Raw genomic sequence first — 18453 nt, 5'->3', positions numbered from 1 at the left:
GGTCGGTCCAGAGCGGAGTCGAGCATCGCTCGATGCTACATAAGCCAGCTCAACGGCCCTTCGCGGCCCTCGCCGCCTCACGTTCGGCGCGCAGCCGATCAAGCTTTTCCTTCAGCTTGATTTCCAGGCCACGCGGCACCGGGTTGTAGTACACGCGCTCGCCCATCGCATCCGGGAAACCGGTCTGGTCCAGCGCGATGCCGCCTTCGGCGTCGTGGTCGTACTGGTACTCGGCGCCGTAGCCGAGCTCCTTCATCAGCTTGGTCGGCGCATTGCGCAGGTGCAGCGGCACTTCTTCGGTGCCGCTCTGGCGCACGTCGGCCTTGGCCTGGTTGAACGCGGCGTAGCCCGCATTCGACTTGGCGGTGCTGGCCAGGTACAGCACCAGCTGGGCGAAGGCGAGCTCGCCTTCCGGGCTGCCCAAGCGTTCGTAGATGTCCCAGGCCTCCAGCGCCATGCTCTGTGCGCGCGGATCGGCCAGGCCGATGTCCTCGATGGCCATGCGGGTCAGCCGACGCGCCAGGTAGGACGGATCGCAGCCGCCATCGAGCATGCGGGTCAGCCAGTACAACGCGGCATCAGGATTGGAGCTGCGTACCGACTTGTGCAGCGCCGAGATCTGGTCGTAGAACTGCTCGCCGCCCTTATCGAAGCGGCGGGTACGATCGGCCAGCACCTGGGTCAGGGTCTGCGGGGTGATGCGCCCCCCCTCCCCACCCGCCAGTTCGGCGGCGATTTCAAGAAGGGTCAGTGCGCGGCGCACGTCACCATCGGCAGCGGTGGCGATTTCCAGCAGCAGCTCGGGCGCAACCTCGATACCCTCCTCGCCCAGGCCGCGTTCGCGGTCGCCCAGTGCACGTTCCAGCGCCTCGACGATATCGGTTGGCGAAACCGCTTCCAGCACATGCACGCGGCAACGCGACAGCAGCGCGGAGTTCAGTTCGAACGACGGATTCTCGGTGGTGGCACCGACGAACAGGATCGTGCCGCGTTCAATGTGCGGCAGGAAGGCATCCTGCTGCGCCTTGTTGAAACGATGCACCTCGTCCACGAACAGCACGGTGCGCCGGCCCTCGGCGAACCGTTGCGCAGCCTCGGCCAGCACCTGACGCACTTCCGGCAGCCCGGACAGCACGGCGGAGATGGCACGGAACTCGGCATCGGAGTACTCGGCCAGCAGCAGTGACAGCGTGGTCTTGCCGCAGCCCGGTGGCCCCCACAGGATCATCGAGTGCACACGTCCGGATTCGACTGCACGGCGCAATGCGCTGTCCGGCGCCAGCAGGCGCTTCTGCCCGACCATTTCGTCGAGGGTGCGCGGGCGCATGCGCTCGGCCAGCGGGCGCAGATGTTCCCGATCAACGCTCAGCAGATCGGGGCCGGGGAAGGAAGTTGAACGATGTCTTGCCACCCGCTCATTGTACCGCGACAGGGTGACGACGATTCCGGTAGTGCCGGCCGCTGGCCGGCAGATCAAAATTGCGTCAACCAAGGTTGACACCCACCAAGGCGGTGCCAGTTGACACCCACCGGAGCAGGCAGCGCCGGGCCATGCCCGGCATCCCCGATCAATTACCGATAACGTCGGTGCCCTTCGGCGGCGTAAAGCTGAAGGTGCCAGCCGCGAAGCCCGGGTTGCGCTTCCAGCCGCTGAAGCTGATCACGGTGCGCTGGCCAACCGCATCGGTGATTTCCATCTTGGCCAGGCCCTGGGCATTGAAGCCCAGCGCGGCGTACTGGAAGCTGGCCTCGGTCTCGCGCTTCGGCGACAGCGACAGCCACTGCAGGCCATCGCGCTGCGCGGCCTCTTCGCTGACGTCGTACTGCTGTTCCAGCAGCGCCGGGTTGATCAGCGCGGTCAGCGGGCTGTTCTGCTCTTCCTTGCCCTGCTCGCGCACGGTGGCCTGCTCCAGGTCCGGCTCGTACATCCAGACTTTTTTACCGTCGGCCACGATCAGCTGTTCGTGCGGGCGCACGTATTCCCAGCGGAACAGGCGCGGCGCCGACAGGGCCACGCGGCCACTGGTCGATTCCTTCACCTTGCCGCGGCTGTCGAACACCTGCTGGCTGAACTGTCCGTCCAGGCCCTTCAGGCCACTGGTGAAGGTCTTCAGGTCATCGCGGGCGCCAGCCCAGGCACTGCCGGCGGCGGCGCAGGCCACGGCCAGCGTGGTGGTGGCAAGGAAACGGCGGAAGCGGAAGTTCATGCGGAAATCCTGTGGGCGCGGGCGCCAGGAAAGGTGGTTGCCAGTGTGCCCGGAGAAAGATGAATGGCCGATCAGGGCGACATTATGCCGCCCTGAACGTCCATCGGCGATTCAGCCGCCAGATGCCGGCAGCTTGCCGTACAGCACCTGGCCGCGGAAGCCGCGACGCACTTCGCGGTACAGCGCGCGGAACGCGGGGTAGTCCTGCGGCTGGCACAGCGCCTCCGGCCCACGCACCGCGTTCTGCCGCAAGCGGTGGTGCACGATCACGTCCTGGCCCTCGCGGCTCCAGTCCACGCGGTACTCGCCGGCGGCGTTGGCGAAACGCTGGCTGGCCGGGATGGCGATGATCGGCGCATTGGCCGGGAACTGCAGGCGATAGGTTTCCTCGCGCAGGCTGGCATTGCAGTAGAACGGCGTCTCGTTGGCCTGCGCCGAGGCGGTGGCGTACAAGCCACGCACCGACTCGCCGCCCGGCGGATCCGGCACGGCCATGCCGCCGGCCACGCTGAAATCGGCGTAGTCCTCGGCCTGGAACGCCATGCGATAGCCGAAGGGCCGGGTCAGGTCGACCGGCACGCCCTGGATCTGCAGCTGCCCTCGCCCATCGAAACCGGACGAGGCCATGATCTGCTCTTCAGCGCGCGCACGGTTCTGCGCGTTGAGCTGTGAGAACTGCGCGCGCATGCCGATCTCGGCGTTCTCGCCCAGCTTCGGAATCGTTTCGCCGCGCAGGTTGCCGTTGGCATCAAACGTAAAACGCACTTCCATCGACGTCGCATTGCGCTCCGGCGTATTGGCCGGGGTACGCGCCAGCGTAGCGTCCCGGGTACGCATCACCGGCGCACCCAGGTCACCTTCCGGCAGCTGCCCGAAGCGTGCCCACGCGGTGGTCGAATCCAGGTAAAGATCAAACTCGGGGATATAGGTGATGGCGTGGTTGAAGCGGCCCAGCACCGGAATCTTCGGCAGCGTCGGGCCGCCCCCCGCACCGATCAGCACCGGCGAGCTGGCGATACCCTTGGCCGCCAGCAGCGCCTCGAGGATCGTCACGTGGTCCTTGCAGTCACCATAGTGATTGTCGAGGATGCTCTGCGCGCTGTTCGGCTCCAGGCCGCCGTTGCCCAGGTACACCGCCACATAGCGGATATTCTGCGCGACCCAGCGATACAGCGCATCAGCCTGTTCGCGGCGGTCGCTGATGCCGGCGGTGATCTCATCAGCGAGCGCCTGCAGCGCCGGGGTCACCTCGGCCGCCGGGCCCGCCTTGAGCTGGTAGGCGCGCCCCATCTGCGACCAGTCACGATACGTGCTGGCCATGATGTTCGGGCCGAACTCCCAGCCCGCCGCCGACCAGTTCTGCGCCGGCATCGCCTCGCGGCGCTGGTAGCGCCAGCGCCATTGCGCCTGGCCATTCTTCACGGTCGGCCGGTCACTGCCCTGCACGCCGCGGCTGTCGACGAACATCGGCAGGTTGGCCGGCGCACTCAGGGTGACCTCGGCGTCCTCGTACTCGGTGAAGACGTTGAAGGTCTCCCACAGGCCGAAATAGCCCGGGAAGTACGGCGTGGCCTGGGTGCGGCGCACCTGGTAGTACAGGCGCGTGCCCGGGGCCAGGTTCGGGAACACGATCACCCGCACCTTGCGGTCGGCATACATCGCCGCCGAAGCGCTGGAGTAGCTCTCCTGCGTGTAGATACGGTCGGCCGGAACGTCGCGGCGCTGGCCGTCGGCAGTGATGGTGTAGGCGCCGAGCACTTCCAGCGTTTCCATCTTCTCGCTGTAGCTCAGCCGCACCTGGCTGAACTGCTCGACGGAGGCCTTGGTCTTGAGCAGGACTTCGTAGGTTTCGGTCTGCACATTGCCCGCATCGGGCCGCACCTGGTAGTCGGCGCGGTAACGGACAATGCTGAAATTATTGCTGGCTTCGGTATCGCCGCTGGTGGATGGCGGCGCCGTGGCGGGCGCGGAGGTGGCGGTTTCTGCCAGTGCCGGGCCGGCAGCCATCAGGGCTGCCAGCGCCAGCGCCAGCGCGCTTGGTACGGGGTGAAGCATGCGTCGGTTCCTTGGACGTCGTGGGGGATACGTCGGGTCTTACCTCGGCGGCGGCGGTGCCAGCACCGTGCGGTCGCCGTTGTGCTCGGGCGGGCTGACCACGCCGGCCGCTTCCATGGCCTCGATCAGTCGCGCTGCACGGTTGTAGCCGATCTTCAGCCGGCGCTGCACGCCGGAAATCGAGGCACGGCGGGTCTCGGTGACCACCCGCAGTGCTTCGTCATACAACGGGTCGGACTCGTCGCCAGCGGAGCTGTTCTCGGGCAGGCCGGTGGCGCCGACGACCACGCCGTCGCCCATCGTCTGCACTTCGTCCAGCACGCCGTCGACATAGTCGGCCGGGCCCATCGCCTTGAGGTGCTCGACCACGCGGTGCACTTCGTCGTCGGACACGAACGCACCATGCACGCGCTCGGGCAGCGCAGTACCCGGCGGCAGATACAGCATGTCGCCGTGGCCGAGCAGGGTCTCCGCGCCGGACTGGTCGAGGATGGTGCGCGAGTCGATCTTGGAGCTGACCTGGAAGGCGATGCGGGTCGGGATGTTGGCCTTGATCAGGCCGGTGATCACATCCACCGACGGGCGCTGCGTGGCCAGGATCAGGTGGATGCCAGCCGCACGCGCCTTCTGTGCCAGGCGCGCGATCAGCTCTTCCACCTTCTTGCCGACGATCATCATCATGTCGGCGAATTCGTCGATGAAGATGACGATGAACGGCAGCGTTTCCAGCGGACGCGGCGCCTCGCCCAGCTCCGGGTTCGGCTTGAACAGCGGATCCATCAGCGGCTGGCCGGCGTCCTGGGCTTCCTTCACCTTCTTGTTGAAGCCAGCCAGGTTGCGCACACCCACCGCGCTCATCAGCTTGTAGCGGCGCTCCATCTCGGCCACGCACCAGCGCAGGCCGTTGGCGGCCTCCTTCATGTCGGTAACCACCGGCGCCAGCAGGTGCGGAATGCCCTGGTAGACGCTCAGCTCGAGCATCTTCGGGTCGATCATCAGCATCCGCAGGTCTTTCGGCGAGGCCTTGAACAGCAGGCTCAACACCATCGCGTTGACCGCCACCGACTTGCCCGAACCGGTCGTACCGGCCACCAGCAGGTGCGGCATGCGCGCCAGGTCGGCCACGGTCGGGCGGCCGGCGATGTCCTTGCCCAGCGCCAGGGTCAGCACGCTGGCCGATTTGTCATATTCCTTCGAGCGCAGCAGCTCGGACAGGAAGATCATCTCGCGGGTGACGTTGGGAATTTCCAGGCCGATGACCGACTTGCCCGGGATGACGTCGACCACGCGCACCGACTTCACCGACAGGCCGCGCGCGATGTCCTTGTCCAGCGAACTGATCTGGCTGACCTTGATGCCCGGTGCCGGCTCGATCTCGAAGCGGGTGATGACCGGGCCAGGGTTGGCGCCGACCACCTGCGCATCGATGCGGAAGTCCTTCAGCTTGAACTCGATCTGCCGCGACAGCGTTTCCAGCGTTTCTTCGTCGTAGCCCTTCGGCTGCGGCTTGGGATCATCCAGCAGCGCCAGCGGCGGCAGGTCGGAACCATCGCCGTTGACGCCACGGAACATCGGAATCTGGGTATCGCGCTTGGCACGATCACTCTTCTCGATCACCGGCTCAGGGCGCGGTTCGATCTTTACCGGCTCGCGCTTGGCGCGCACTTCGGCGTCGGCCTTGCGCACTTCCTGGCGCTCCTCGCGCATCACCCGGGTCTGCTTCCACTCGGTGACTTCTTCCTTCTTGCGTTCCAGCAGTGGCGCCAGCGACATCACGCCACGGCCGATCTTCTCCATCACCGTGAACCAGGACAGCCCGGTGGCCAGGGTGATCGAGGCCAGCAGCAATACCAGCACGAACAGGTTCGCCCCCAGCGCGCCGAAGCCCACCGTGAGCGAATTACCCACCAGCTTGCCGAGGATGCCGCCGGCACTGGCGACATCGCCACTGAACAGGCGCACATGCAGGAAGCCGGTGCCGGCGATCAGGAAACCGACCAGGCCGACCAGGCGCAGCGCCGGGTCCAGATCGTTCTCGCCCTTGCTCTCGCGCTTGAGGCCGAACATGGCGATCCACGCCAGTGCGCCGAGCACCACCGGCAGCAGGAAAGCGATGTAGCCGAACAGCTGCAGCAGCACGTCGGCAATCCAGGCCCCGGCGCGGCCACCCAGGTTGTGCACCGGCGCGACCACGCTGCCGGTATGCGACCAGCCCGGATCCGTGGCTGAATAGGTGAACAGACTGGCCGCCAGGTACAGCAGGGCCGGCGCGATGGCGATCAGGCCCAGATCGCGCCAGAGGCGCTGGCGGCGTGGATTGTCGGTCGTCGCCGCCGCGGCCGTGCGACGTGACGCCTTGCTGTCGTCGGACTTGGAGCGTTCGGGGACCTGCTTCGCCACCTTAGACCATACCTTTGGAATGCGCTGTTAGTGATTGATAATAAATGAGACGGCGTCAGTTTTCAGTTATGCGACGCCCGACAGGGCAATCCGAGGCCCGGAACCACCGTTGGATGACGGCGTTCTGTTCATCGGCTTGAATCGCCCTGCCCCAGCCGCCACTCTATGACCTGCCGAGGATGCTGCGCAAACGTCGCCAGCGCCTTGCCCCATCTACCTTTTCGCGAGTTTATATGAGCACCAGCCTGCCCTCCCGCCACCAGCGCCTCGTCATCCTCGGTTCCGGACCGGCCGGCTGGACCGCCGCCGTCTACGCCGCCCGTGCCAACCTGAAGCCGGTCGTCATCACCGGCCTGCAGCAGGGTGGCCAGCTGATGACCACCACCGAGGTGGACAACTGGCCGGGTGACGCCCACGGCCTGATGGGCCCGGACCTGATGGCGCGCATGCAGGCGCACGCCGAGCGCTTCGAAACCGAGGTCATCTTCGACCATATCCACACCGCCGACCTGTCGCAGCGCCCGTTCAAGCTGATCGGCGACAGCCACGAGTACACCTGCGACGCGCTGATCATCGCCACTGGCGCCACCGCCAAGTACTTGGGCATCCCGACCGAAGAGACCTTCAAGGGCCGCGGCGTCTCCGCCTGCGCCACCTGTGACGGCTTCTTCTACCGCGACCAGGACGTGGTCGTGGTCGGCGGCGGCAATACCGCCGTGGAAGAGGCGCTGTACCTGTCCAACATCGCCCGCAAGGTCTACCTGGTCCACCGCCGCGACACCCTGAAGGCGGAAAAGATCATGCAGGACAAGCTGTTCAGGAAGGTGGCCGAAGGCAAGATCGAGACCGTCTGGCACCACCAGGTGGAGGAAGTGCTGGGCAACGATGCCGGCGTGACTGGCGTGCGCGTAAAGTCCACCTTGGACGGCAGCACCCGCGACATCGACGCCCACGGCTTCTTCGTGGCCATCGGCCACCATCCGAACACGACCCTGTTCGACGGCCAGCTGGCGATGAACAACGGCTACCTGGAAATCCGCTCGGGCCTGGGCGGCAACGCCACGCAGACCTCGGTGGAAGGCGTGTTCGCCGCCGGCGACGTAGCCGACCAGCACTACCGCCAGGCGATCACCTCGGCCGGCTTCGGCTGCATGGCCGCGCTGGACGCCGAGCGCTACCTGGACGCGCAGGGGAAGGCCAGCTGACCGGCGGTTTGTAGAGTCGAGCCATGCTCGACTTAGGAAAACGGGCGCGCAAGCGCCCGTTTTCGCAACCCCACTACCCGCTCCAGGCACCACTCAGGCCCGGACACAGGACTGGGTGAACGCCACCGGCGCCGCGACGACATCGTCCGCATCGCGCATCAGGACATTCCAGCGGACTGAGCCGGGCTCCGTAGAGGAGCAGCTCACTCCGAACTTCACCGGCGCATCCGGATCCTCAAAGCGGCCCTTCCACGGCGTGCAGTATCCGGGCCGGTCACAATCTGCCACGACCACTTCAAGTTCCAGGGGGTACTGGGGATTGCCCGCAAAACCCACTGTCAGCTCGTGCACCGCCTGCAGCGGAACCTCGACATCGGGAATGGGGTGGAGCATCAAAGGCTCACAAGCCTTGCCCTGTGCCCACAGGCGATAGCCTTTCTCCACCCCTTTCATGGACGCCGAGCGAAAGACGGGGTCCTGCAAGGCAGCCACATCATCAGGATTGGAGTGATAGGCGGTTTCGATGATCACCGAGGGCATCTTCCCAATGCGGTTCTCGCCGTGCCTGGCCGAGGTCGAACTCTCGCGAATCGGGAAATGCCGATAGCCCGGTTGCGCTCGGATGATTTCACGCATCCCACAGAGGATGCTATCCGCTAGCGCCTTGTCCTGCGGTTTGTCCTGATGATAGTAGACCTCGGTTCCACGCAGACTGGCTGAATCGCTGCCATTGGTGTGCAGGCTCAGCATCACATCCACACCCAGATGGTTTGCGTAGTTGGGGCGAGCCCGTATGTCCTCTTCCTTTTCGCGAGCAGACTCTGGGCTGTTCGGAAACTCATTCCACATGTCGGTGCGTTCGGGGAAAAGAGCCTTCAGGTGGTAGCGGGATGACATGTGCTCCCATGGCTTCCCGGACTCCGGATGGAGTTCCGTGGAGCGGCTCCGTGCCCGGTGCACCGTCAAGCCGCTACGTTGTTCGATCAATCCTTGCAGTTCGTCGCCAAACAGTGGACTCAGCGTGTCTTCCTGAATGCCCAGAGGCGCCGGCCGCTCAAACTTCCATTCTCTACTGGGATGCAAGCTGATGTAGCCATGGCTTGCTGATACCAAAGCTGAGGTATGCGTCGATCTCGCCCGCGCCTGCGGCGGAACGGCGAGATCCTCCGGGTAGTACTCCTCAAGAGTTTTTCCGTCGAATAGGAAATCAATGTCGTTCACAATCAGTCCTGACTTTTCGGCATAGAACCTCAACGAGGACGCCATCGGAATCAGGAAGAGCTCGTCATAACCCCGATCGGGGCCAGGAAGATATCCAGGCCCAAAGCTGATCACCATTGATCTTGCCTTCGCATTGAGACGGATGCTGACGCTGACGTGTCGCAGCTCACCCCTCTCCTGCAAATGACGCGTCAACTGGCTCCCAACTTCACGCTCCAACAGCGCAACCACCTCCGCGTAGGCACCCGGATCCTCAAGCACTTCTGCTGGCTGATCTCCAAAAGCCAAAACAGGAAACGCAAAGATCAGGCCGCACGCGACCACGGCAGTTGCAAGCTTCAATCCCTTCATTGTTCATTTCTCCAACTGGTTGGATGCGCGCCAGTCATGCAGCGCCCCGCCACCCTGCCGACCCATGCGCCCGCGATTCCGCACCCAGCGCACATGGATGGAGACTTCAAACTTTCCTCATCCGTAACCAGAACAAACCAACCCAGCCCCGCCAGCACCGTTCGCGATCCACCTGGCCTATCCTTGCCAACCATGCCCTCCGCCCGCTTCCTCGACTCCCTGCAGTCCATTCCCGCCACCGACTGGGACGCCCTGCACGACGGCCAGAATCCGTTCGTCAGCCACGCCTTCCTCTCAGGCCTGGAACAGCACGGCTGCCTGCGCGAGGACTGGGGCTGGCAACCCCGGCACTTCACGCTTTGGGAGGGCGAGCGCCTGATCGGCGCCATTCCGGGCTACCTGAAGACCAACTCCCACGGCGAATTCGTGTTCGACCATGCCTGGGCCAACGCCTATGCCCGGCATGGCCGCGACTACTACCCGAAGTGGCTGGGCGCGGTGCCGTACTCGCCGGTCACCGGGCCGCGCCTGCTGGCCCGTCACGATTCAGAGCGCACCACGCTGCTGTCGGCGTTGCGCGACGCACTGCCAGCACTGGAGGTGTCATCGGCCCATATCAACTTCCACACCGCAGTGGACGAGGCCCTGTTCGGCGAGGACTGGCTGCTGCGCGAGGACGTGCAGTTCCAGTGGCAGAACCCGGGTGACTGGGCGACATTCGAGCAGTTCCTCGGTGCGATGAACCACAAGCATCGGAAGAACATCCGCCAGGAACGGGCCAAGGTCACCCGCCAGGGCATCAGCTTCCGCGTGGTACACGGCGATGAAGCCGGCCGCGCCGACCTGCAGGCGATGTACCGCTTCTACCTGCAGACCTTCCTTGAGTACGGCAATGCCCCGGCGCTGACCGAGGCCTTCCTGCGCCATCTGGCCATTTCATTGGGACGCGGGCTGGTGCTGTTCCTGGCCGAGCAGGAAGGCCAGCCGATTGCCGGCGCACTTTGCCTGCGCGGTGGTGACGCGCTGTACGGTCGCTACTGGGGCGGCGCCACATTGCCCGGCCTGCATTTCGAAGCCTGCTACTACCAGGGCATCGAATACTGCCTGCGCGAAGGCCTGAGCCGTTTCGAGCCGGGCGCCCAGGGCGAGCACAAACTGGCGCGCGGCTTCCTGCCAGCACTGGTGCGCAGTCGGCATTGGGTGGCCGACGCGGATTTCGCCGAGGCGTTGCAGGAGTGGTGCCGGCAGGAGCGGCGCGATGTGCGGCGGTACCGGCAGGAGCTGCTGGGGCACAGCCCATTTCGCGCGGACGGGTGACCAGCCAACCAGGGTTGGCATCTACCGCGGCATTCGCGCGGGGCCGCGACGACTACAATGCCGGCATGACCCGTCAGCTGCCCTGGCGCCTGGCCGATGCGCCGGACGCGCCCTTCCCTCCGGCCGAGACCGCCCTGCACCAGCCCGACGGCCTGCTCGCGGTGGGTGGTGACCTGCATCCAGCGCGCCTGCTCAACGCCTACGCCGGCGGCATCTTTCCGTGGTTCAGCGAGGGCGAGCCGATCCTGTGGTGGTCGCCTGATCCGCGAATGGTGTTCCGCACCGATGGCGTGCACCTGTCCAGCCGCTTCCGCCGCCACCTGCGCGGCACCAAGTGGGAGGTCACCGCCGACACCGCCTTCAGCCAGGTGATGCGCGCCTGTGCGGCGGCACCTCGGCCCGGCCAGGACGGCACCTGGATCAGCCCGGCGATGGTCGAGGCCTACAGCCAGTTGCACGACCTCGGCTTCGCCCATTCGTTCGAAGTCTGGGACCGTCAGTCGCTGGTCGGCGGCATCTACGGGGTGGCCATCGGGTCGATGTTCTTCGGCGAGAGCATGTTCAGCGGCGCCAGCGGGGGTTCCAAGATCGCGCTGGCGGCACTGGCGTCCACGATTCACGGCTGGGGCTGGGAGCTGATCGACGCCCAGGTGGAAAATCCGCACCTGCTGCGGATGGGCGCCGAACACCTGCCGCGCTCGGAATTCCTGCAGCACGTGCGCCAGGCCGTGCGCCATGACGGCCGTGAAGGCTCGTGGACACAGGCCGTCGGACGCTTGCCAGCCCGGCATTTGGCCGGCGGTTAACACAAACTTTGCAAGCTGGGCCGGTCACGCGTAAAATACCGCGCCTTAGGCCCAGCGTGGCCGTTTTCTGAACCGCACAGGACTACATGTCGAAAGACGATTCCATCGAGTTCGAGGGCACCGTCAGCGAGACGCTGCCGAACACCACTTTCCGCGTTCGTCTGGAAAATGGGCACGAAATCATCGCCCACATCTCCGGCCGCATGCGCAAGAACTACATCCGCATCCTCACCGGTGACCGGGTCAAGGTTGAAATGACCCCGTACGACCTGACCAAGGGTCGTATCACCTACCGCATGAAGTAAGCGGTCGGCGCGCTGCGCCACTTCGACAAGGCCAGCCCTGGTTGCTGGCCTTTTGTCATGCCTGCAATCCGGCCCTGCCGGAGGTCATCGTGACCGAACTCACCGTGACGTCGGTCAGCCCTGCTTGCGGCAGATTCGCATCTGCATCCGTAGCAGCATCGTGGGACCCGGTCCAGTCCGGACCGCCCCCCCCCCCCTGCCCTGCCATGAACATGCTCCCGCTGACCGCTCTGCTCGTCGCCCTTGCCGTGTCCGCCAGCGCGCTGCCTGCGCACGCCGCCGATGCCCCCGCTGCGGCGAACGCCGCTGACTGCATCCAACTGGGCAGCGACCAGCAACTGGTGCGCGCCGGCGCCTCGCGCAACATCCTGCTGCGCAATGGCCAGGACCACTACCTCGTGCATTTCCAGGACGACTGCTCGGCGGCAGGCTACTCGCGGAAACTGAGCTTCGCCACGGACGGCCAGCAGGGCCTGCTGTGCGCTGCCGGCCGCAGCCAGCTGAACACCGATTCCAGCCGCTGCATCGTGTCGCAGATCGAACCAGTTGACGAGGCAACCTTCAAGAAGAAAGCCCGCCAGCGCAGCCGCTGACGTCGCGTACAACAAGGGCGGCCGAAGCCGCCCTTGTCATTTCAGGTCCGCCGAAACCGGCCGGGGGGTCAGTTCATTCCACGGTGACCGGCAGCAGGCGCTCCGGTTCGGCCTGGGTTTCGACCACCAGCTCGTCGTCGCGCACATCGATGCTCACCTTGCCGCCGTTGACCAGCTTGCCGAACAGCAGCTCGTCGGCCAGCGGACGCTTGATCCTGTCCTGGATCACCCGGGCCATCGGACGCGCACCCATCAGCGGGTCGAAGCCGTGGTGTGCCAGCCAGTCGCGCGCGGTTGGCGTGGCCGAAAGGCTGACGTGCTTGTCCTGCAGCAGCATCTCCAGCTCGATCAGGAACTTGTCGACCACGCGCAGGATGTGCTCGAAGCCCAGCGCCTGGAACTGCACCACCGCATCGAGGCGGTTGCGGAATTCCGGGGTGAAGCTGCGGCGGATGGTCTCCATCGCGTCGGTGGCGTGGTCCTGCTTGGTGAAGCCGATCGAGCGCCGCGAGGCCTGCGCCGCGCCGGCATTGGTGGTCATCACCAGCACCACGTTCTTGAAGTTGGCCTCACGACCGTTGGTATCGGTCAGCACGCCGCGGTCCATCACCTGCAACAGGATGTTGAAGATGTCCGGGTGCGCCTTCTCGATTTCGTCCAGCAGCAGCACGCAGTGCGGCGTCTTGACGATCTTCTCGGTCAGCAGGCCACCTTGGTCGAACCCGACGTAGCCCGGAGGGGCACCGATCAGGCGGCTGATCGAATGCGGCTCCATGTACTCGGACATGTCGAAGCGGACCAGCTCGATGCCCAGCTGCAGCGCCAGCTGCTTGGTCACCTCGGTCTTGCCGACACCGGTCGGGCCGGCGAACAGGAAGTTGCCGATCGGCTTCTCCGGGTTGCCCAGGCCCGAGCGGGCCAGCTTGATTGCCGAGGACAGCGTCTCGATGGCCGGATCCTGCCCGAAGATCACCATCTTCAGGTTGCGCTCCAGGTGCTGCAGCACATCCTTGTCGGTGGCACTGACCTGCTTGGTCGGGATGCGCGCCATCTTGGCCACGATCGCCTCCACTTCCTCGACGTCGATCAGCTCCTTGCGCTGGCCTTCCGGCAGCAGGCGCTGGCGGGCACCGGCCTCGTCGATCACGTCGATGGCCTTGTCCGGCAGCAGGCGGTCGCCGATGTGCTTCACCGACAAGTCCACCGCAGCCTGCAGCGCTTCATCCGAATAGGTCACGCTGTGGTGCAGCTCGTACTTGGACTTCAGGCCCTGCAGGATCTCGTAGGTCTCGCCCACGGTAGGCTCGACGATATCGATCTTCTGGAAACGGCGGGCCAGCGCCCGGTCCTTCTCGAAGATGCCGCGGTATTCCTGGAAAGTGGTTGAACCGATGCAGCGCAGCTCGCCGGAGGCCAGCGCCGGCTTGATCAGGTTGGACGCATCCATGGTGCCGCCCGAAGCCGAGCCGGCGCCGATGATGGTGTGGATCTCGTCGATGAACAGCACTGCGTTGGGCACCTTCTTCAGCGCGGTCAACACACCCTTCAGCCGCTTCTCGAAGTCGCCGCGGTACTTGGTGCCGGCCACCAGCGCACCTAGGTCGAGCGAGTAGATCACCGCGTCGGCCAGCACGTCGGGTACCGAGCCCTCGACGATGCGGCGGGCCAGGCCCTCGGCGATGGCGGTCTTGCCCACGCCGGCCTCGCCCACGTACAGCGGGTTGTTCTTGCGGCGGCGGCACAGGACCTGGATGGTGCGCTCGATCTCGTCGCCACGACCGACCAGGGGATCGATGCGGCCGGACCGGGCCTGTTCGTTGAGGTTGCTGGCGAACTCGGTCAGGGCATCACCCTTCGGCTCGCCCTCCCCGCCTTCCATGCGGCCCTCGCCGTCGGAGGAGGAGGACGGCTGCTCGCCTTCCTCGCCCAGCTTGGCGATGCCGTGGGACAGGTAATTGACCACATCCAGCCGGGTCACGTCCTGCTGGTTGAGGTAGTAGACGGCGTGGGAGTCCTTTTCGCCGAAGATGGCGACCAGCACGTTGGCGCCGGTGACCTCCTTCTTGCCCGAGGACTGCACGTGGTACACGGCCCGCTGCAGCACCCGCTGGAAGCCCAGGGTCGGCTGGGTGTCACGGCCGTCATCTTCGGCCAGGCGTGACACCGAGGCCTCGATGGCCTGCTCCAGCTCCTGGCGCAGGCGTTCGGCGTCGGCACCACAGGCTTTCAGGACGGCCTGGGCGGACGGGTTGTCGAGCAGTGCCAACAGCAGGTGTTCGACCGTCATGAACTCATGCCGGGCCTCACGGGCGCGCTTGTAGCACTGGCCGATGGTGTGTTCGAGGTCTTTGCTGAACATGGATTACTCCGGCGGCAGATGGGAACAATATGCGGCCTGACTACGCGATTTCCATCACCCTAGCGGATTGCTGCGTTCAGATGGCGTTAGCACTGCAGAACGCTTGATCTTCGTTCACTCCAGAAGACCTCAATCGGCATGAGCGAACCCTACCTGAGCCGCTGGCGATTGCGGCGTGATGGCCCGGCCATCGAAACACCTCACGCCCGGCTCTGGCCGGTGCTGACCGCTGCCGGCGAGCCGGCGATGCTGAAGATCAGCAGCGAAGCGGAGGAGCAGAACAGCCATCGCCTGCTGCGCTGGTGGGACGGCGATGGCGCTGCCCGCCTGCTGGCCCACGCCGGGCCGGCGATCCTGATCGAACGTGCCGGCGGCGACTCGCTGCGGCAACGCTCGATCGAGGGCGACGATGAGGCCTGCGCCACGATCCTGTGCCAGGTCCTGCAACGGCTGCACCGGCCACGGAGCGCGCCGCCAGCGGAACTGGTCTGCCTGCGTACATGGTTCGCCGATCTGCTGCAGCCAAGGGCCGCGCTGCCGCCACTGCTGGAACAGTGCAGATCACTGGCGGAGGGGCTGCTGCGTGACGAACAGGAGATCCGGCCGCTGCACGGCGACCTGCACCACGACAACGTGCTGGATTTCGGCGCGCGCGGCTGGCTGGCGATCGACCCGAAGCGGCTGCTGGGCGACCGTGCGTTCGATTACACGACGCTGTTCAGCAACCCGGATCTCTGCGGCCCGGGCATCCACGTTGCGACGCGGCCCGAGCGGTTTGCCGCACGGCTGGAACAGGTCACTGCGCTGGCCGGCCTGGAACGTACGCGCCTGCTGCGCTGGATCGCGGCCAGTGCGGGGCTGTCGGCGGTATGGTTCAGGGATGATGGCGACCCTGCCGAGGTCGACGAGGCCGTGGCGCGGATGGCGCTGGAGGCGCTGGCGGCGGGGTGATCTCGACCTGTAGAGCCGAGCCCATGCTCGACTGTGCTTCCGGGAATGCGGAACATCTGAACGAAAAGCAGCCGAGCGCAGGCTCGGCTCCGCAGGCCTCTGCTTCGGTAGGTGCCCGCCTTGGTGGGCACACTGGGTCCGGGATCGTTGTGCCCGGACGAGAATCGCCAGCCGGTCAGGCCTTTTCCATCGTGCACAGCAGCGGATGCTGGTTCATCCGCGAGTACTCGTTGACCTGGGCAACCTTGGTCTCCGCCACTTCACGGGTGAAGACACCGCAGACGCCGCGGCCGCGGGTGTGGACGTGCAGCATCACCTGGGTGGCCTTGTCCAGGTCCATGCTGAAGAACTGCTGCAGCACATCCACCACGAAATCCATCGGGGTGTAGTCGTCGTTGAGCAGCATCACCTGGTAGAACGGCGGCGGCGCCACTTCCGGGCGCGCGGGCTCTACGGCAACGCCGTGCTCGTGCTGGGAATCGGGGGAGGACTCATGGGGCATCCGTCCATTATAGGGGCTCGGGCAGGCCTGCGTCGGCCCGCCGCAGATTGGACGGCACGCACGCCCACCGTCACAATTGCATCCTCTCCCAACACTGTTTCACAGGATCTTCATGAAAAGGACCCTTCTTCCCGCCCTGCTGATCGCGCTGGCCGCTGCCGGCTCTGCCACTGCCGCAACCAGCGCCGACAAGTCCGTGGCCCGCCACCTGGACAAGCTGGGCTATACCTACGAAGTCGACGAGGATGGCGACTACCGCATGGTCTTCGACGTCGAGGGTGACCGCACCCAGATGGTCTACGTGCGCTCGGCGGTGGAGGATTTCGGCAGCCACAACATCCGCGAGATCTGGTCGCCGGCCTACAACGCCAAGACCAAGCAGTTCCCGGTGGCCGTGGCCAACCGCCTGCTGGAAGATTCGCAGGACGCCAAGATGGGCGGCTGGGTGAAGCAGGACACCACCGCCATGTTCGTGGTCAAGATCGACGCCGATGCCACCCCGGACCAGCTCAGCGACGCCATCGATGCGGCCATCCGCACCGCCGACGCGATGGAGCTGGAGCTGACCAAGAAGGACGAGTTCTGAGTTGAACGCCACGCCGGACCCGCGCTGGGCACCGCACGCCACCGTCGCCACGGTAGTGGTTGACGGCGGCCGCGTGCTGCTGGTCGAAGAGACCATTGAAGGCCGCCAGGTGCTGAACCAGCCGGCCGGCCACCTCGAGCCAGGCGAAAGCCTGGCCGAGGCAGCCCTGCGCGAGACCCGGGAGGAAACCGGCTGGACCGTGCAGCTGACCCATTTCATCGGCTGCTACCAGTGGACTGCCGGCGACGGCACCGCCTTCCTGCGCTTCTGCTACGCAGCGCGCCCGGTCTCGCACGACCCGGCCCAACCGCTGGATACCGGCATCGACCGCGCGCTGTGGCTGACCCCGGCCGAGCTGCAGGCTGCCGGTGAGCGCCAGCGCAGCCCGCTGGTCTGGCAGGTGGTGGCGGATTACCTGGGTGGCCAGCGCCATCCGCTTTCGCTGGTCCGGGAGGTCGCATGAGCACGCCGCGCGTGGTGGTGGGCGTCTCGGGTGGTGTCGACTCTTCGGTCGCCGCCTGGCGCCTGGTCCAGCAGGGCGAGGCCGTGGCCGGCCTGTTCATGCAGAACTGGGCCGACGACGGCAGCGGTGACTGCCGCGCCGAGGATGACCGCCGCGATGCGGTCGCCGTATGCGGCCTGCTCGGTATCCCGTTCCACTTCCGGGACTTTTCCAGTGAGTACTGGCAGGGCGTGTTCGAGCACTTCCTGGCCGAATACGCCGCTGGCCGCACGCCGAACCCGGACGTGCTGTGCAACCGCGAGGTGAAGTTCAAGCATTTCCTGGATGCCGCCCGCGAGCTGGGCGCCGAGCGCATCGCCACCGGCCACTACGCGCGGGTGACCCAGCGCGGCCACCAGTGGCTGCTGCTGCGCGGCGCCGACCGTTCCAAGGACCAGAGCTACTTCCTGCACCAGCTGGGCCAGGAGCAGCTGGCGGCCACCCTGTTCCCGATCGGCGACCTGGAGAAGACCGACCTGCGCCGGATTGCGCGCGACGTCGGCCTGCCGACCCATGCCAAGAAGGACTCCACCGGCATCTGCTTCATCGGCGAGCGGGATTTCCGCGAGTTCCTCGGCCGCTACCTGCCGGCCAGGCCCGGCCAGATCCTCGACCCGGCCGACGGCAGCGTGATCGCCGAACATCCGGGCGTGTTCTATTTCACCCTGGGCCAGCGCGAGGGCCTGAACATCGGCGGCGTACGCGGCCGCCCGGCCGCACCGTGGTACGTGGTCGGCAAGGATGTGGCCAACAACGTGCTGTACGTCGACCAGGACCGCGACAGCCCATGGATGCTGTCCGAGCGCCTGCGCTCGGAGCCGGCGCATTGGATCGCGGGCTCGCCACCCGCGCGGCGCTTCGAATGCACCGCCCAGACCCGCTACCGACAGCCCGATGAGCCGTGTACGGTCAACGTGCTGGACGATGGCAGCGTGCTGGTCACCTTCGCGCGCCCGCAGCGCGCCGTTACCCCCGGTCAATCGCTGGTGCTGTATGACGGTGATGTGTGCCTGGGTGGCGCGGTGATCGCCGCCACCGATGCGCCGCTGGAACAGCGCCTGCGCACCACCCCCTCCCCCTTTTGAGGTAATCG

General features: G+C 65.9%; 16 protein-coding genes. 9 read left to right on the top strand and 7 right to left on the bottom strand.

Annotation, left to right across the window (positions count from 1 at the left end):
* Positions 1–49 precede the first annotated feature (49 nt).
* The 4 genes from ROV93_RS04895 to ROV93_RS04880 form a co-directional block, all read right to left on the bottom strand.
* Positions 50–1327, bottom strand: coding sequence for a replication-associated recombination protein A (locus tag ROV93_RS04895; RefSeq protein ID WP_227836677.1), 1278 nt, complete (start codon positions 1325–1327; stop codon positions 50–52).
* Between the two features lie 241 nt (positions 1328–1568).
* Complete coding sequence (gene lolA, locus ROV93_RS04890; protein ID WP_005413289.1) at positions 1569–2207, bottom strand: outer membrane lipoprotein chaperone LolA; 639 nt, start codon at positions 2205–2207, stop codon at positions 1569–1571.
* 111 nt (positions 2208–2318) lie between these two features.
* Complete coding sequence (locus ROV93_RS04885; RefSeq protein ID WP_072166985.1) at positions 2319–4262, bottom strand: DUF3857 domain-containing protein; 1944 nt, start codon at positions 4260–4262, stop codon at positions 2319–2321.
* Between the two features lie 39 nt (positions 4263–4301).
* Positions 4302–6662, bottom strand: a complete 2361-nt coding sequence (locus ROV93_RS04880; RefSeq protein WP_072166984.1) for a DNA translocase FtsK — start codon at positions 6660–6662, stop codon at positions 4302–4304.
* Positions 6663–6895: 233 nt separating this feature from the next.
* On the opposite strand from ROV93_RS04880, the gene trxB reads away from it, so the two are divergent.
* Positions 6896–7867: a thioredoxin-disulfide reductase gene (trxB, locus tag ROV93_RS04875; RefSeq protein WP_005416486.1), complete on the top strand. Its 972-nt coding sequence runs from the start codon at positions 6896–6898 to the stop codon at positions 7865–7867.
* Between the two features lie 93 nt (positions 7868–7960).
* Here trxB and ROV93_RS04870 read toward each other — a convergent pair whose 3' ends face one another.
* Positions 7961–9439, bottom strand: a complete 1479-nt coding sequence (locus ROV93_RS04870; protein WP_312538625.1) for an N-acetylmuramoyl-L-alanine amidase — start codon at positions 9437–9439, stop codon at positions 7961–7963.
* 192 nt (positions 9440–9631) lie between these two features.
* Here ROV93_RS04870 and ROV93_RS04865 point away from each other — a divergent pair, with 192 nt between their 5' ends.
* The 4 genes from ROV93_RS04865 (at position 9632) to ROV93_RS04850 (ending at position 12460) form a co-directional block, all read left to right on the top strand.
* On the top strand, positions 9632–10756 hold the full coding sequence (locus ROV93_RS04865; protein ID WP_072166982.1) for a GNAT family N-acetyltransferase: 1125 nt from the start codon (positions 9632–9634) through the stop codon (positions 10754–10756).
* 65 nt (positions 10757–10821) lie between these two features.
* Complete coding sequence (gene aat, locus ROV93_RS04860) at positions 10822–11562, top strand: leucyl/phenylalanyl-tRNA--protein transferase (RefSeq protein WP_072167134.1); 741 nt, start codon at positions 10822–10824, stop codon at positions 11560–11562.
* An 86-nt stretch (positions 11563–11648) separates the two neighbouring features.
* On the top strand, positions 11649–11867 hold the full coding sequence (gene infA / locus ROV93_RS04855) for a translation initiation factor IF-1 (protein WP_005409596.1): 219 nt from the start codon (positions 11649–11651) through the stop codon (positions 11865–11867).
* Between the two features lie 206 nt (positions 11868–12073).
* A complete protein-coding gene (locus tag ROV93_RS04850) occupies positions 12074–12460 on the top strand; it encodes a hypothetical protein (RefSeq protein ID WP_072166981.1) in 387 nt (128 codons plus the stop codon).
* Between the two features lie 73 nt (positions 12461–12533).
* Here the strand turns inward: ROV93_RS04850 and clpA are convergent, their stop codons facing one another.
* Entirely contained in the window at positions 12534–14819 is a 2286-nt protein-coding gene (gene clpA / locus ROV93_RS04845) for an ATP-dependent Clp protease ATP-binding subunit ClpA (protein WP_061478688.1), read from the bottom strand.
* Between the two features lie 138 nt (positions 14820–14957).
* On the opposite strand from clpA, the gene ROV93_RS04840 reads away from it, so the two are divergent.
* On the top strand, positions 14958–15770 hold the full coding sequence (locus ROV93_RS04840; protein WP_312538624.1) for an APH(6) family putative aminoglycoside O-phosphotransferase: 813 nt from the start codon (positions 14958–14960) through the stop codon (positions 15768–15770).
* 175 nt (positions 15771–15945) lie between these two features.
* On the opposite strand, the gene clpS is transcribed toward ROV93_RS04840, so the two are convergent.
* Positions 15946–16272, bottom strand: coding sequence for an ATP-dependent Clp protease adapter ClpS (clpS, locus tag ROV93_RS04835; RefSeq protein WP_005416477.1), 327 nt, complete (start codon positions 16270–16272; stop codon positions 15946–15948).
* Between the two features lie 112 nt (positions 16273–16384).
* Here clpS and ROV93_RS04830 point away from each other — a divergent pair, with 112 nt between their 5' ends.
* From ROV93_RS04830 to mnmA, 3 genes are read left to right on the top strand one after another with little or no spacing between them, the layout of a single operon-like run.
* Positions 16385–16858, top strand: coding sequence for a hypothetical protein (locus tag ROV93_RS04830; RefSeq protein ID WP_005416476.1), 474 nt, complete (start codon positions 16385–16387; stop codon positions 16856–16858).
* A 1-nt stretch (position 16859) separates the two neighbouring features.
* Positions 16860–17321 (top strand): NUDIX hydrolase, encoded by a 462-nt coding sequence (locus ROV93_RS04825; RefSeq protein WP_072166979.1) that lies wholly within the window; start codon positions 16860–16862, stop codon positions 17319–17321.
* The gene (gene mnmA / locus ROV93_RS04820) at positions 17318–18445 is read left to right on the top strand and encodes a tRNA 2-thiouridine(34) synthase MnmA (protein WP_072166978.1); all 1128 of its coding nucleotides are present in this window, start codon (positions 17318–17320) and stop codon (positions 18443–18445) included. Before ROV93_RS04825 ends, mnmA begins: the two co-directional genes overlap by 4 nt.
* The last annotated feature ends 8 nt before the right edge of the window (positions 18446–18453 follow it).

The organism is Stenotrophomonas maltophilia group sp. msm4, from assembly GCF_032025605.1.
Lineage (GTDB): Bacteria > Pseudomonadota > Gammaproteobacteria > Xanthomonadales > Xanthomonadaceae > Stenotrophomonas > Stenotrophomonas sepilia.
Note: the sequence above shows the minus strand (reverse complement) of the source record. Positions and strands in the feature narration are given on the sequence as shown.

What these genes read in the sequence shown, in the direction of transcription:
- ROV93_RS04830 (WP_005416476.1), top strand. Translation starts at nt 16,385, where the DNA reads ATGAAAAGGACCCTTCTTCCCGCCCTGCTGATCGCGCTGGCCGCTGCC.
- mnmA (WP_072166978.1), top strand. Translation starts at nt 17,318, where the DNA reads ATGAGCACGCCGCGCGTGGTGGTGGGCGTCTCGGGTGGTGTCGACTCT.
- lolA (WP_005413289.1), bottom strand. Translation starts at nt 2,207, where the DNA reads ATGAACTTCCGCTTCCGCCGTTTCCTTGCCACCACCACGCTGGCCGTG.
- aat (WP_072167134.1), top strand. Translation starts at nt 10,822, where the DNA reads ATGACCCGTCAGCTGCCCTGGCGCCTGGCCGATGCGCCGGACGCGCCC.
- ROV93_RS04895 (WP_227836677.1), bottom strand. Translation starts at nt 1,327, where the DNA reads ATGCGCCCGCGCACCCTCGACGAAATGGTCGGGCAGAAGCGCCTGCTG.
- ROV93_RS04865 (WP_072166982.1), top strand. Translation starts at nt 9,632, where the DNA reads ATGCCCTCCGCCCGCTTCCTCGACTCCCTGCAGTCCATTCCCGCCACC.
- trxB (WP_005416486.1), top strand. Translation starts at nt 6,896, where the DNA reads ATGAGCACCAGCCTGCCCTCCCGCCACCAGCGCCTCGTCATCCTCGGT.
- infA (WP_005409596.1), top strand. Translation starts at nt 11,649, where the DNA reads ATGTCGAAAGACGATTCCATCGAGTTCGAGGGCACCGTCAGCGAGACG.
- ROV93_RS04850 (WP_072166981.1), top strand. Translation starts at nt 12,074, where the DNA reads ATGAACATGCTCCCGCTGACCGCTCTGCTCGTCGCCCTTGCCGTGTCC.
- ROV93_RS04885 (WP_072166985.1), bottom strand. Translation starts at nt 4,262, where the DNA reads ATGCTTCACCCCGTACCAAGCGCGCTGGCGCTGGCGCTGGCAGCCCTG.
- ROV93_RS04870 (WP_312538625.1), bottom strand. Translation starts at nt 9,439, where the DNA reads ATGAAGGGATTGAAGCTTGCAACTGCCGTGGTCGCGTGCGGCCTGATC.
- clpA (WP_061478688.1), bottom strand. Translation starts at nt 14,819, where the DNA reads ATGTTCAGCAAAGACCTCGAACACACCATCGGCCAGTGCTACAAGCGC.
- ROV93_RS04840 (WP_312538624.1), top strand. Translation starts at nt 14,958, where the DNA reads ATGAGCGAACCCTACCTGAGCCGCTGGCGATTGCGGCGTGATGGCCCG.
- clpS (WP_005416477.1), bottom strand. Translation starts at nt 16,272, where the DNA reads ATGCCCCATGAGTCCTCCCCCGATTCCCAGCACGAGCACGGCGTTGCC.